Raw genomic sequence first — 13049 nt, forward strand, 5'->3', positions numbered from 1 at the left:
TTTTTGTGGTTTGTATGTATACTCACTGAAATAATAAATAAATTCTTGTTCATATATGCGAACGAGGTTCTTATATATGAATTTTTGGTGAAAATGTGAATTACACAATTATCTTCGTGATCGGTTTTCCTGGTTCCGGTAAGTCGACCGTAGCCCGATCAATAGCCAGTGCTTTGGGCGCGGCTTATTTAGACAAAGATATCATTTGTAATGGCTTTACCGGACTTTTGCTAACGCGTAATGAAGAGTCAGCCGATTCCCGTGAAAGCTCCGCTCTTTACAAAGAGCAAATTATGCCACTTGAGTATCAAACCTTGTTTAATGTGGCTAATGATACCTTAACATCCAGTAAATTCGTGGTTATTGATGCCCCTTTTATCAGCTTTTTTCATCAACCAGATTATCTACTGAAAAAATGTGAGCAATATAACTGGACTGATGTTTGTTTGCAGGTGGTTGAAGTAAAAGCAAATCTTGAGGTAACAAAACAGCGTTTAATTCAACGAGGTGAAAAGCGCGACCTTTGGAAATTAGATAACTGGGAGAGCTTTTCTGAGCGTATTACCCGTCAATCTTGTCACTGGACAGGCGTTTCTCGTCTTTCTTTTGATAACAGTTCGCCTTGTGCGGATACCGTTGAGCTTATTAATCAAATAAGACAACACCCCCTTAAGTCAGATAATAAAAATTAAAAATGGAGCCTAAATATGAATAAGCCCAATACAAAAATGAAATCAACAAAATGCTGGATTGCTGGAACGACTATCCTTGCTTCAGCTTTGTTGGCTCAATCTTCTTTTGCTGCCCCAGAAAAGCTACGTCTTTCTGCCGCAACCTCACCAACAGACCAACGGGCTGTTGCTATGACTGAAATTTTTGCAAAAGAGATTCAGGACTTTACTACGTTCGAGCCCCATTGGAATGCGGCCTTGTTCAAGCAAGGAACCGAACTTGAAGCTATGGCTCGTGGTAACTTGGATATGACGATATCTTCAGCACAAAATGTGGCTGAATTTTTCCCTGAGTTTTCTATTTTCACTGCTGGATATGTGATGCAAGACGCAGAACATCAAAAGCGCGTTTTTGATGCTGATTTTATGACACCGCTAAAAGAAAAAGTGGAGGAAGATTTAGGCGTTAAATTACTTTCTGTTATGTATTTAGGACGACGTCAGTTGAACTTACGTACAGAGGGGGAAGTAAGTACCCCTGCTGATTTAAAGGGCATCAAATTACGCATGCCAGGCACAGAAGCTTGGCAATTTCTAGGCAATTCATTGGGTGCTAATGCGACGCCAATGCCTTTTAGTGAAGTGTATACCGGTCTTCAGACGGGCGCGATTGATGGGCAGGACAACCCACTTCCAACCGATAAAGACGCTAAGTTTTATGAAGTTACCAAGCAAATTATTTTGACCAGTCACTTAGTCGATTTTAACTACATTACTATTTCTAAGGCCACTTGGGATGAGTTCTCGCCAAGTGAGCAAGAGCGTCTACAGAAGGCCTCTGATAAAGCCGCTGAAAGTGCACGCCAAAAGCAACTGTCCCTTGAAGCCAGCTTAGAGCAATTTTTTAAAGATAAAGGCCTTAAAGTCTATGAGCCTAATGTTGAAGCCTTCCGTTCATACGTACAAAATGCGTATATGCAGTCTGATTTATCAAAAAGCTGGCCTGAAGGCATGCTTGAGAAAATCAATGCGCTCGGAACTAACTAGAGGCCATTTCCTGTGAAACGAGTATTACGCGTTTTACAAAGTACGGCAGATAACATAGCGGCCGCCATGCTTGCCGCTATGTTTTTTATTTTTATCATCCAGATATTTAGCCGTTACTTTTTAAATTATCCTTTAGCATGGACTCAAGAAGTGTGCATTACTCTATGGCTGTGGTTGGTGTTTTGGGCAAGCGCGTTTTGTCTAAAAGAAAAAGACCATATTCGATTTGATGTATTGTATGCTGGTTCATCCAGAAAGTCTCAGCGGGTTTTTGCTTTGATTGCTGCACTTATTATTGCGGGTGGTATGGCGTACTCCTTCTTGCCAACTTTGGATTACATTACTTTTTATAAAATTAAGAAAAGTGCTAACTTACGCATTCGTCTGAATTATGTCTTTAGTATTTATGCGTTATTTATGGCCGTTATTGTGCTGCGTTACAGTTGGACGGCTTTAGCCCAAATCTATCCCCGATTAAATTCCATTTTTTCTGACGAGAATGCGCCATGAGTTTTGAATTCTCCCTTTGTCTGTTAATTGTTTTCACTCTTGCCGCTTTTGGTGCGCCTGTTGCGTTATCCATGATTATTGGTGCGATTGCCTATTTAGCCGCAAGCGGTCAGGATTTAGCGTTAGCAGGCGAGCAAATTATCCAAGGTATTTATGGTAGCTTTATTCTATTGGCCGTACCTTTGTTTATTGTTGCGGCTAATATAATGAACGCTGGGACTATTTCTGAACGGTTATTAAACTTTTGTGTCGCTATGGTAGGTCATCTACGGGGTGGTCTTGGTCATGTGAATGTGGTGTCTAGTTTGATCTTTTCTGGCATGTCAGGCTCGGCTGTTGCCGATGCGGCTGGTGTTGGTAAAGTGGTTATTGAGATGATGGTGAAAGGCAACCGCTATCCGCCTGGTTATGCGGCCGCTATTACAGCCGCTTCGGCAACGATTGGGCCCATTATCCCACCTTCTATTCCAATGGTAATATATGCTTTAGTATCGGATGTATCGATTGGTTACCTTTTTATTGCAGGGCTAGTTCCAGGTTTATTTATGGGGATAGTACTGATGGCTTTTAATGCTTACCAAGCACGAAGATTAAATATTCCTAAAGAGCCTCGAATTCCCACAAAAGACATACCAAAAGTGACGTGGCAAGCGTTTCCTGCTTTGATGATGCCCGCTATTTTACTGTATGGTATCTATGGTGGTGTGACCACGCCAACTGAGGCCGCAGCGGTAGCGGCCGCGTATGCGTTACTTTTGGCTGCGACTGTCTATCGATCCATTAGCCTAAAAGATTTGATACAGGTATTCCGACAAAGTGCACTTTCTTCCGCGTCTGTTGGTTTAGTAATCAGTGCCGCATTAATTTTTAATTATATTGTGTCTACTGAAAATATTCCGACAGCGGTGGCAAATACCTTGATTGCATGGGAGTTATCGCCACTGCAATTTATGATCACTGTGAATATACTGTTTCTATTGTTGGGGTGTTTACTGGATACGGCGACCGTTGTGTTGGTTATTGTGCCTCTATTAATTCCTGCTTGTCGTGAGCTAGGAGTTGATCTGGTTTACTTTGGCGTGGTGACCTTAGTGAATTTGATGATAGGTATGATCACGCCCCCATATGGCATATTGTTGTTTGTCATTAATGGAACCACTCGTATTCCATTGGCGGATATCATTAAGGGTGTTATTCCTTTCATTGCTGTACTTATGTGTGCTCTACTGGTGATGACTTTGTTCCCTGATTTGATCTTATTTGTTCCGAGGTTGTTTGGTTACGCAGGCTAACTCATCAATCCATTAGACATGTTAAAACAAAAATCACTCAATTAAGGGTGAATTTTTGTTTTAACAATCGCACTCAATAAGATCGTTTCATTGTTTAGTTACCTATTTAAAATACCCCAAGACTTAATACACGCTTGTTTTTGGTACAAAATAAATCAAGCGCACCAAAATAACTCTTTTCTGTGATTGATATTATAATTCCTATTTATAATCCACTAAAAATCTTGAAATATGAAGACGAAAGTTTGTGTCTTCGTCTTCATTGTTAGGGCATCAGACTAAACTTTTTTAATCACTCAATAATGGCAAAAAACTTGCTTTTCTATACACCCCCCCTCTAATAAGTGTCTGCAACGAAGTAACACTTTTATGCAATGGAGCGAGTATAGGTATGAATTTGAAAAGCAGTCAGATGTCTCTTTCTCAAACTGAACGTAGTTGGTTACCTTGGTTTGGAAGCAATGGTAAGTTACCACTTTTTTGGTCATGTTATTTAAATAAACATACGTATCACAATGTAGAAAAAACGTTCGAAGGCATTGCCAATGCAAGGGTAAAGTTACTGAACTCATGGGTTAATAACCAATGGTCCCAGCTCGAAGTATTACTGGAAATCATTACAGGCCGTTTTCCAAATATTGCATTGGATGCCTTAGATGAGCGTTTAGCGATAGTACCGGATGTCTCTGAATACTTTGTTATTGATGCCCAAGGGAAGGTCTTGGTGTCTACTTGTAAAGAACGTATTCATAAAAAAGACCTAAAAGAAGACGCTGTTGCGGCTGGATTGAATGATTGTTTCCTTCATGGCCCCTATATTGACCCTAATACGCTGACCATTGGAGCGAGTAGTTCTAAATTTCATGATGCTGTTACTTTGATGTTTTATCTTCCTATCAAGCAAAATGGGAAGAGCGTTGGGGCTGTTTGTGCTCGTATTCCAAATGATGTGATAGGTGATCTTATTCAAAGAGAAGCCGGTCATATTTACAAAGAATCCGGTGATAATTATCTATTTATGGTGAAGTCCGAATTTGATAACCAAATTCTTCCTGGGGTGGCACTTTCTCGGTCGCGTTTTGAAGATGATACATTCAGTCTTGGAGAGAATTTAAAAGGTGGTGTGCACACGAGTTGGGGAACGGTCAAAGTAAGGCAACATACTGAATTTGAAATTAGATTTACCGATCCAGCAACAAAAGAGTTGCATCCTGGTGTCAGAGAAACCATTAAAAAGGGTCAAAATCTTTTTGTGACTTATCCGGGTTATTCCGATTACCGTCATATTCCCGTTATTGGTAAAGGGTTGACGTTTCAATTGAAGGGAAGCCATGATACCTGGGGGATGATGTGCGAAGGTGATTTGGAAGAAGTGTATCGACGTCGTTCGATTAATTTAACATTGATGAAAACCTATTTAGCGGCAGCAAGTTTTCCTGTTGCCGTCAGCTTGATATTGCAAACGTACAGTGACTTCTCCTCTGGTGTTGTTAGTTTTGTGTCTTTTATTTGTCTTTTATTCGCGGGGATACTTTTTAATAAATTCAGTACTCAAAAAATAAGTCGAAGTATGGATCAAATGACCGAGGTAATTCAAACTATTGCAGAAGGAGGAGGGAATTTAAAACAACGTTTAGAGAGCAATCTCGCTAACGATGAAACAGGAGATATGGGGCGCTGGATGAATAGCTTTATTGATAATTTAGATAATACAATGGGTCAAGTTATTTCAGCCAGTACGAATGTAAAGAACTCAAATGAATTCATGGCACGAACCAATGATGAAGTAAGACAATCGTCGTTGCATTTAGAGTCTACTGTAGTAAGTATGCTAAAGGCATTTCAGCAGCAAGTCGAAGAAGTTCATAGTGCGTCACAAACAGCCGATGCTCTTAAACAAGCTATGGACCAAGTGGTGTCAGAAACAAAATCACGTCTAAAAGAAGCCAAAACAGGTACTCAAGAAATACGAGATGTTGTCAGGACGACCGCTGAATCGGTTAAGTCTCTTGACAAAAAAACAAACGAAATAGCGGGTATTATTACGACGATTTCCGATATTACGAATCAAACAAATCTGCTCGCTTTAAATGCCGCTATTGAAGCGGCTAGAGCAGGTGAGCATGGTCGAGGGTTTTCTGTTGTCGCGGATGAGGTTCGAAGTTTGGCTTCAAAAACGGCTGATGCCGCAACCGAAATTCAAGCCATGTTAGAAGGGATTCAAGAGGAAACACAGCATGCCGTGAGTTTTATGGAAAAGGGGGCTGAAAATGTAGACAAAAATCTCCAAGCAAATGAGCAAACCAATACAGGAGACAATACTTTGTATGAATTGGTCGACTCGATATTTGAAGCCATGATATTGCTAAACAACAGTAATAAAGAAAATACCAATACGGCTACGGAAATGAAGGGGGCAACGGAACAGATGAAGCGCTCCATTGACTCTCTCCAAAGAAGATCATCAAGGGTGGGTTTATCAGCGCTAAAACTTAATTCTTTGGTTGGCCAATTTCAAGTAACCTCAAAATAAGGAATAATCTTATTAACAATGTCATAGAGCTTCTACCTAAATCAGAAAAGGCAGTAGCAAGCTGAGTGTTATAAAGGATAAAGTGGTTGTTGCCAATAAGGTGCTCGCACAAAAGCTTCGAGCACCGTATTCGCCACAAACAATAGGATAGGTGCTAAACATGGGCATGGCCGCAAAAATAATCATGGCGACTTTTAACTCTGGTGGCATGGTTGGAGTGAGCAATAACAGTAAAGCGATTATGGCCGGGAAGATCATTAATTTAGCAAAGGCCACCAAAAAAATGGGTTTTAAATGACCTTTTATAGACACACCGACCAAAGAGCCGCCAATCACAATCAAGGCCGCGGATGCGGCCCCAGCAGCTAAAAGTTCCAATCCGTGGCTAATAAAGGTAGGAGGACTGAGGTTCAAAATTGAAAAAAGCAGTCCACAGATTAGGGCGATTAACAGCGGGTTCGTCGCAATGCGTCTGCCAACGACAATGGCTAGACTCTCTTCTTTGCTTTTATCTTTACCCAGCATGGTTTCAATAAAAATTAAGCAGACAGGCAGTAAAATGAGGTTCTCAACCATTAATGCCATAACAAATGCTTGGGTTAACGGTTGATCAAAAAATTGCAGTAGTACCGGAAAGCCGATAAACGCGCTGTTTGACATGCAGGCACCAACGCCCTGAATGCCAGAAGAAACTAAGTCATTTTTTAGTAGTTTCCAACTTAATACCACAGTGGTAAAAAAGGTGAACAAGCCCCCGCAGGCATAAACGACCAGATAGTCTATATGAATGACTTCATGGATCTTCATGCTGGATAACTTTTCAAAAATTAATGCTGGCAAGGCAAGATAAAGTACAAAGCGACTTAGGCCCATTAATGAAGACTGTGGAATGAAAGAAAATCGAACGGCAATAAAACCCAATAAAATCAAAAAGAAAATTGGGGCTGTAATCGTTAGCACAATAGCCATTTAGTAGATTTCCTAATCCTGAGATAAGTAATAATATCAAACACTAAAGGTGGGTGATTTTAAGTGAATATTTTTGCCGCTGACTCACCAATGCGGTCTTTGTCGCCACGACTAAAGTTTGTGTGGTCGCTATTAAAAACGAAGACTGATGACGCTTTTCCTAAAATGTAAAATGCGCAAACCGTAATGAATGGATAATACGCCAACCTAAAAAGTGCTCTAGCAGAGATTGAGCAAATTATACTAAAAAACCTTTTCTTAAGGTATGCACGCGACGTCTAAGGAAAAATTTATTTTGATCGAACGGGGCTGTTTATAAAATATGAAGGTTGGTTCACAAAATAGGACGTGGCCAGACCTCGTTAACGTTGAGGTTTGGCCATGTCTTTTAGATGGTTAATGCTAGTCTCTACTGTTCAGATTATTATTTGATTTACATCCGCAACAAACTTGTTATAACGGTTTTGCGTTTACCTCATATTGCAGCAGTGCTTCCTGCGTTATTCGTTCTCGTACCAGCGTTGCATTTTGCCCATTTACGAACACTTCAGGCACAATGTCTCGGCTATTGTAGCTGTTACTCATAACCGCGCTATAGGCTCCGGCGCAAAAGAACGTCACCAAGTCACCGGCTTTGATGTTTGTGTCCAGTGGGTACTTGCTGGCAAAAATATCGGTACTTTCACATACAGGCCCCACGATATCATAAGATCGTGTTGCTGATGTTGTGTTTTGTATTACCTCTTTAATTGGGTGGGAGGCTTGATAAAGTGCTGGCCTCATTAAATCGTTCATGGCCGCATCTAATATGAGAAAGGGCGTAGGGTGTGATTCTTTTACGTAGTTAACACGACTGACCAGCAAGCCGATATCGGCCACTAAGGAGCGCCCTGGTTCAACGGCCACTTTTCCTCTAAAGCCTTTGGTTTCTTCCGCAATAACATGGGCAATGGTGGCAAAATCTAATGGTGTATTTTCTCCGTAATTAATACCAAACCCACCGCCAAGGTCCAAAACAGAGACATTTCCTCCTTTTTCCTGAATTTTTGTCGCTAAAAGACGCAATTTTTGGATGGCCTCGCGGTAAGGTGCGACCTCAAAAATTTGCGAGCCAATATGCATAGCAAGGCCAACCAGTTCGATGGAAGGGTGGTTGGCGTAATGCTCGAAAAGGGTTAAAGCAAGGTCCATATCAATACCAAATTTATTGCCTTTCTGACCTGTGGTAATGTTTTTATGGGTATTAACCACAACATTTGGATTTACACGTAAAGCGACTTGAAGTTTGCGAGACGTGTTATCGGAAGTGTCTTCAGCTAGTGTGGCGAGCAATGCCAGTTCCTCGGCGGATTCAACATTAAATTGGCCAATGTGCATGTTAATCGCTTGAATCAGTTCCGATCGGCTTTTACCAACCCCAGAAAAAACCATTTTCTCGGCCTGAACACCGGCTTTAGTGGCTCTGTAAAGCTCGCCACCCGAGACTAAATCAACACCAATCCCTTGGCTGGCGATCAACTGCAAAATGTGCAGATTACAGTTGGCTTTGACGGCATAATGGATCTGTATATTATGAGCGTCAAACGCCGCTTTGCACGCGGTTATATTGTCCAGTAAACGAGCTTGGGAGTAGACGTAAAAAGGGGTGTTTACTTTAAGAGCTAACGCTTCTATTGAACACCCTTCAATAGAGAGCGATTGGTTTTGATAGTGAATGTTTTTAGTAAAGGGAAACGTCATGGCTAGTGTTCCTTACAGAGAGAGTGAATGTCAGAGCTATCTCAATATTCTATAAACAAAGTGAGTATGACGTAGCTGTTAAACTGTCGGTTAATTCAGTGAAAAGGGAATAATTACATTGGATTTGACGGTAAGAAAGACTATCTGTTTATCTAGGGATACTTTAAGCTTTACCCATAAATGATTAAAGTATAAAGAGACGGTTATGGATAAATTCGATAAGGCCATTTTGACGCTGTTGTCACAAAACTCACGCCAACCTGTTGCGGCTATAGGCGATGCAATAGGGCTTTCACGTACGGCGGTGAATGACCGGATACGTAAACTTGAAGAACAAGGTATTATTCACCGTTACACCGTGGAGTTAGGGCGTGAACATCAAGTTGGTATGGTAAATGCGTATTTTGAATTGACGTTTCGACCGTTTGATCTACTCGACATTAAGCCCATATTACAGTCGATTCCGGAGATAAAGCAAGCCCACGCACTCAGTGGCGCAACGGATATTCTATTGTTTGTTGAAGCGAATTCAATGTCTCGTTTAAGTGAAATAAGACAGCTCCTGTCAGGTTTGCCGGCCTTAGAGAAAATAGTCACATCAACAGCATTCGAAAAAATCGTTTGAAACCTTTCCTCGTTATTTTATCCGTTTCATTAATCGGTTCAGTCAATTAACCGGTCAAAATGTATAGAGAACGTTACTGTTCTTTTCAGAATGGTTACTTGTCGTCGAGCTCAATGGCAGGTGGAGTGTCTTTTCAATATGTTGATTCAGCATTCTGAAAGAGTAGTCAAGCGAATTCACAACGGTTTCTAACATGATATCAAAAAGGTTTTCCGCTTTTGCACCACTTCTGAAATCTAGGCAATTGTACCAGCGCGTATTTTTTTGACTTTTGACAACGGCCTTGCCATCTGGAATTAAAGTTATTGTGCTATCGCCATAGGTGCTTGCCAGTTTGAATTGTTTATCAATAGAAAAGTTAAGTTCAGCATTTAGTCCTAACTTTAATTTTCCAGTAATCTCCAAAATAATACCCTCGTTTGTTGGTATTATTTGCACCTTTTCATAGAAAGTGGAATAGATGTTTGAACGTACTTTGATCGGATAACCTATGATAGGTGTTGTGTTTTCTATACTCTCATTTTCTCTTAGGCTTAAATCACTTTCTTGAGCGCTTTGTGACATTAATTTCGGTAAGACTGGTAGAATTAAGGATTCCATTAACCATTTAGTACGGATCAATATTCCTGAGTTTTTTCCTGCACTCATAAAGTGTGATACTTGCTCATTAGGTTGTGTGGTCGAACTATTCATATTCAAGTGTAATTTAGACTGGCTTTGCTCTGAGGTAAAAGTCGAGATCAGCCATTTTAGGTTTGTTTGTAAGTTAAGCCCACCAAGCGCTTGAATACAAAGAGTAATGGCGTGGCTATGTTGTCTAAGAAACGCACAAATAGACATGCTTAAGTAATGCAGGTGTTGATTCAGATTACCTGAAGGATCTTCTACTCGGATCAGGTTGATCAGGTCCATGGCATTTAATGACGTGTAGGTATCAGAAATACCTTCCTTTTCTAGCGGTTGCAAATCAATTTGAATGATAAGGGAGCACTTGCTGATATCAAGCGTTTTTGGCGTATCACCTAGAATAACAATTTCCCCTTCTTTAAAAGGCAGCTTCAAATCGAAAATAGAAGGGTTGTTCGTTCTTATTAGTTCCCAATCAAAGAATGTTCCAGCGCCACAAACGTGCCATAAACCATCTAGCTCGGTAAAGTTTATGCGTTTTGGCAAAGCGCCTTTTCTCATAGACTGTGATAGTTGTGAATTTATGGTCTGTAGATCATATTGGTCATCATTAAATATTTGATTTATAGACATAATAATCTCTCAAAATAAGGTGGATGTTTTTTTATATATCGTCACCATCTCTCAGTGTTGCCAAGTGATATGGTTCCTTGATACATCGACATCCATCTATTTCATTATGCTGAAGCTAGAGGTGCGTCTTCTTCCAGAAGAAAAATGTGCTATCGAACAGTCATACAAAGGGGAAAACTATTCGATTAGCGATAGAGTTGATCTTAAAGAAAAGTAGCAGAAATACGATTACATTAAGTTACACTAAATTGTTATGTTGCCATGCCACAGGGCAATGTACTGCTCTGTAATCGAACTTTATGATCATTGAAGGTAGTTTGCTTTTAAGTGAGGGTGTTTTTAACCTTGTGTTTAGGTCATTTTAAATGAATGAAACGCTCAACTTTTTTCCAACACCAAAGGCGTTATTATGGATAAAACAACAAAATGCAATGAGCAAGACAGTCGTATAGTTCGAGCGGCTATTCACCCCGGCATAGGCGTGTCAAGAGTGGGAAATGCAGAGACTGAGTTCTATATTGGTCCAGAAGTCACGGCTCCACTCAATAAAAGCCATGACTTCTATCGTACTCCTCAAGGTGCATTAAAACGGCAGGCGGCTCGCTTTCGTCTTTATGGCTATAACGCAGCCGGTGAGGTGGTTCGAGAATTAACCCACGAAAACGCAACCCTATCCTGGACGGTACAAGTCGCAAATAGAAAGGCCAATTGGTTTCATTTTATCACGGCAATGGACATCCCAGAGTCGAAAGATTTGGTTGTGAAACGACGTAATCCATTGATGAAGTCGGCCGAAGAACGTGAGCAATTAATCATTGCGCCAGATGCTGTTACTGTTTCTGGCCTGTCTATTCATGGCGCTGAATATCAATTTAACACTGGATCGTTTAAAGGTGAAAGTGTGTATTTGGGCGAATTGCAAACGGATGAAAAAGGGCGTCTTTTGTTTTTAGGTGGGCATGGTGTATCCAAATCGCCCTCGGGGAAACCACCCTATGACCCAGCGGATGGCGACTCATTTAATAACGCTGCCGATTGGTATGATGACATGGCTGATGGGCCGGTTAATGCCGAGGTTATGCTTGATGGAAAAGCCATTCCTGTCCAGGGCTCTTGGGTCATTAGCGCGCCGCCAAACTACGCTCCCGATGCCGTGAGTTGGCGTACAATGTACGATCTAATGATGGATCTGTATGTCAATAATGGCTGGCTTCCTGTTCCAGAAACAACGTCTTTTACCAAAGATGTGTTACCGCAATTACAACGGTTGTCGAACCTTCAATGGGTCAATAAAGGCTTTGCTACTTTGTTTGGCAGCGGTGGCCAGATGAACTTTAATGAGGCGAGCTTTGTGAGCAAGCTTGCGGCGGTTCCTGAAAGTCCAGCTTTAGACCCTTACGATGAATTACGTCGAGTTATCTTAAACAGTTTTCGTCCGCATCAAACCGAGATGAATGATCCTCGTTTATGGCCATGGTTGTATGGAGACGACTTTGGCGGCGATTTATTTCAAGAATCGCCCAATACCATGTTGGCTTTACCTTCATTGCAGCAGTTGCATTTACAACGTTGGGCGCATGGCGAGTTTATTAATGATTGGGAACCTTCTTATAAAGAGCCTGATTATCTCGATGACATTCCATTAACAGAACAACCCGACATGCTGGATAAAGCGGCGATGCATTTTTGTCTAGCGGATGCTTTTCACCCCGGTTGTGAAATGACTTGGCCTATGCGTCACCCAACACTGTATTCCGCGCCGTTTCGTATTCGCCAAAGTCGATCTAATGAAGCACCGTGTCAGTGGGGCGAGAGCCTGTCTCAAAAAAGTGCTTTAGCCATTGATGGGCCTCTGTATGCACAAGTGGCTGGTGGTTTGACTCGCTGGATGGGGCTGCCTTGGCAGGGCGATACGGCGTATTGTCGAGCGGGCTATGATCCAGATTTTGATATGTATCAACCCAGTTTCTGGCCAGCACGAGTGCCGAACACCATTTTATCAGAAGACGATTATAAGGTTGTCATGGATACTAACGCGTCGAGAGCCACACGCATTGCGGCCTTTAATCGGCGCTTAAGTTGGAATCGATTTATTGACCGTCCTTTGGAATCTGATGATGGTAAACCAAGCATCGCGCAAGTCATGGATAGGATGATCGCTGAGTTTGCTCAGCAAGGCATTATTGAAGCGCGTAAAGGCCTTGATGATGACCCTGATTTCCCATCGACAATGTACGTGGAAAAAAATGGCTACACAGAACACGCCGCGGCTCGTATGCTGAAAGCTGTGACGCCAGCGGCACCTAATAGTCGTGAGGAGAGGATTCGCAATTCAGGCTGGGCAAGTGAAGAGCAGCTGAGTGATGCGGTTCGTTTGCGTCAACGTAAGCCAACAACATAAT

10 protein-coding genes are annotated in these 13049 nt (G+C 41.5%); 7 read left to right on the forward strand and 3 right to left on the reverse strand.

Annotated elements, in window-relative coordinates; translation table 11 throughout:
* Positions 1-95 precede the first annotated feature (95 nt).
* The 5 genes from IEZ33_RS05580 (at position 96) to IEZ33_RS05600 (ending at position 6053) form a co-directional block, all read left to right on the forward strand.
* Entirely contained in the window at positions 96-692 is a 597-nt protein-coding gene (locus IEZ33_RS05580; protein ID WP_191602707.1) for a P-loop nucleotide/nucleoside kinase family protein, read from the forward strand.
* A gap of 15 nt (positions 693-707) precedes the next feature.
* Positions 708-1718: a sialic acid TRAP transporter substrate-binding protein SiaP gene (locus tag IEZ33_RS05585; RefSeq protein WP_191602708.1), complete on the forward strand. Its 1011-nt coding sequence runs from the start codon at positions 708-710 to the stop codon at positions 1716-1718.
* Positions 1719-1730: 12 nt separating this feature from the next.
* Positions 1731-2228 carry a TRAP transporter small permease gene (locus IEZ33_RS05590; protein WP_191602709.1) on the forward strand — a complete coding sequence of 166 codons (498 nt, stop codon included), beginning with the start codon at positions 1731-1733 and terminating at the stop codon, positions 2226-2228.
* Positions 2225-3520 (forward strand): TRAP transporter large permease, encoded by a 1296-nt coding sequence (locus IEZ33_RS05595; protein ID WP_191602710.1) that lies wholly within the window; start codon positions 2225-2227, stop codon positions 3518-3520. Before IEZ33_RS05590 ends, IEZ33_RS05595 begins: the two co-directional genes overlap by 4 nt.
* Positions 3521-3911: 391 nt before the next feature.
* Positions 3912-6053 (forward strand): methyl-accepting chemotaxis protein, encoded by a 2142-nt coding sequence (locus tag IEZ33_RS05600; RefSeq protein ID WP_191602711.1) that lies wholly within the window; start codon positions 3912-3914, stop codon positions 6051-6053.
* A 36-nt stretch (positions 6054-6089) separates the two neighbouring features.
* On the opposite strand, the gene IEZ33_RS05605 is transcribed toward IEZ33_RS05600, so the two are convergent.
* Both IEZ33_RS05605 and lysA read right to left on the reverse strand, forming a co-directional pair.
* Positions 6090-7022 carry an AEC family transporter gene (locus IEZ33_RS05605; protein ID WP_191602712.1) on the reverse strand — a complete coding sequence of 311 codons (933 nt, stop codon included), beginning with the start codon at positions 7020-7022 and terminating at the stop codon, positions 6090-6092.
* A gap of 453 nt (positions 7023-7475) precedes the next feature.
* A complete protein-coding gene (lysA, locus tag IEZ33_RS05610) occupies positions 7476-8762 on the reverse strand; it encodes a diaminopimelate decarboxylase (RefSeq protein ID WP_191602713.1) in 1287 nt (428 codons plus the stop codon).
* A gap of 205 nt (positions 8763-8967) precedes the next feature.
* Here lysA and IEZ33_RS05615 point away from each other — a divergent pair, with 205 nt between their 5' ends.
* Entirely contained in the window at positions 8968-9387 is a 420-nt protein-coding gene (locus tag IEZ33_RS05615; protein WP_191602714.1) for an Lrp/AsnC family transcriptional regulator, read from the forward strand.
* Between the two features lie 54 nt (positions 9388-9441).
* Here the strand turns inward: IEZ33_RS05615 and IEZ33_RS05620 are convergent, their stop codons facing one another.
* The gene (locus IEZ33_RS05620) at positions 9442-10647 is read right to left on the reverse strand and encodes a hypothetical protein (RefSeq protein ID WP_191602715.1); all 1206 of its coding nucleotides are present in this window, start codon (positions 10645-10647) and stop codon (positions 9442-9444) included.
* A gap of 409 nt (positions 10648-11056) precedes the next feature.
* Here IEZ33_RS05620 and IEZ33_RS05625 point away from each other — a divergent pair, with 409 nt between their 5' ends.
* Complete coding sequence (locus IEZ33_RS05625) at positions 11057-13048, forward strand: LodA/GoxA family CTQ-dependent oxidase (protein WP_191602716.1); 1992 nt, start codon at positions 11057-11059, stop codon at positions 13046-13048.
* Position 13049: the final 1 nt, after the last annotated feature.

Origin of the sequence: Marinomonas algicola, assembly GCF_014805825.1 — a bacterium.
Taxonomy (GTDB): Bacteria; Pseudomonadota; Gammaproteobacteria; order Pseudomonadales; family Marinomonadaceae; genus Marinomonas; species Marinomonas algicola.

What these genes read in the sequence shown, in the direction of transcription:
- IEZ33_RS05585 (WP_191602708.1), top strand. Translation starts at nt 708, where the DNA reads ATGAATAAGCCCAATACAAAAATGAAATCAACAAAATGCTGGATTGCT.
- IEZ33_RS05595 (WP_191602710.1), top strand. Translation starts at nt 2,225, where the DNA reads ATGAGTTTTGAATTCTCCCTTTGTCTGTTAATTGTTTTCACTCTTGCC.
- IEZ33_RS05600 (WP_191602711.1), top strand. Translation starts at nt 3,912, where the DNA reads ATGAATTTGAAAAGCAGTCAGATGTCTCTTTCTCAAACTGAACGTAGT.
- IEZ33_RS05605 (WP_191602712.1), bottom strand. Translation starts at nt 7,022, where the DNA reads ATGGCTATTGTGCTAACGATTACAGCCCCAATTTTCTTTTTGATTTTA.
- lysA (WP_191602713.1), bottom strand. Translation starts at nt 8,762, where the DNA reads ATGACGTTTCCCTTTACTAAAAACATTCACTATCAAAACCAATCGCTC.
- IEZ33_RS05615 (WP_191602714.1), top strand. Translation starts at nt 8,968, where the DNA reads ATGGATAAATTCGATAAGGCCATTTTGACGCTGTTGTCACAAAACTCA.
- IEZ33_RS05620 (WP_191602715.1), bottom strand. Translation starts at nt 10,647, where the DNA reads ATGTCTATAAATCAAATATTTAATGATGACCAATATGATCTACAGACC.
- IEZ33_RS05625 (WP_191602716.1), top strand. Translation starts at nt 11,057, where the DNA reads ATGGATAAAACAACAAAATGCAATGAGCAAGACAGTCGTATAGTTCGA.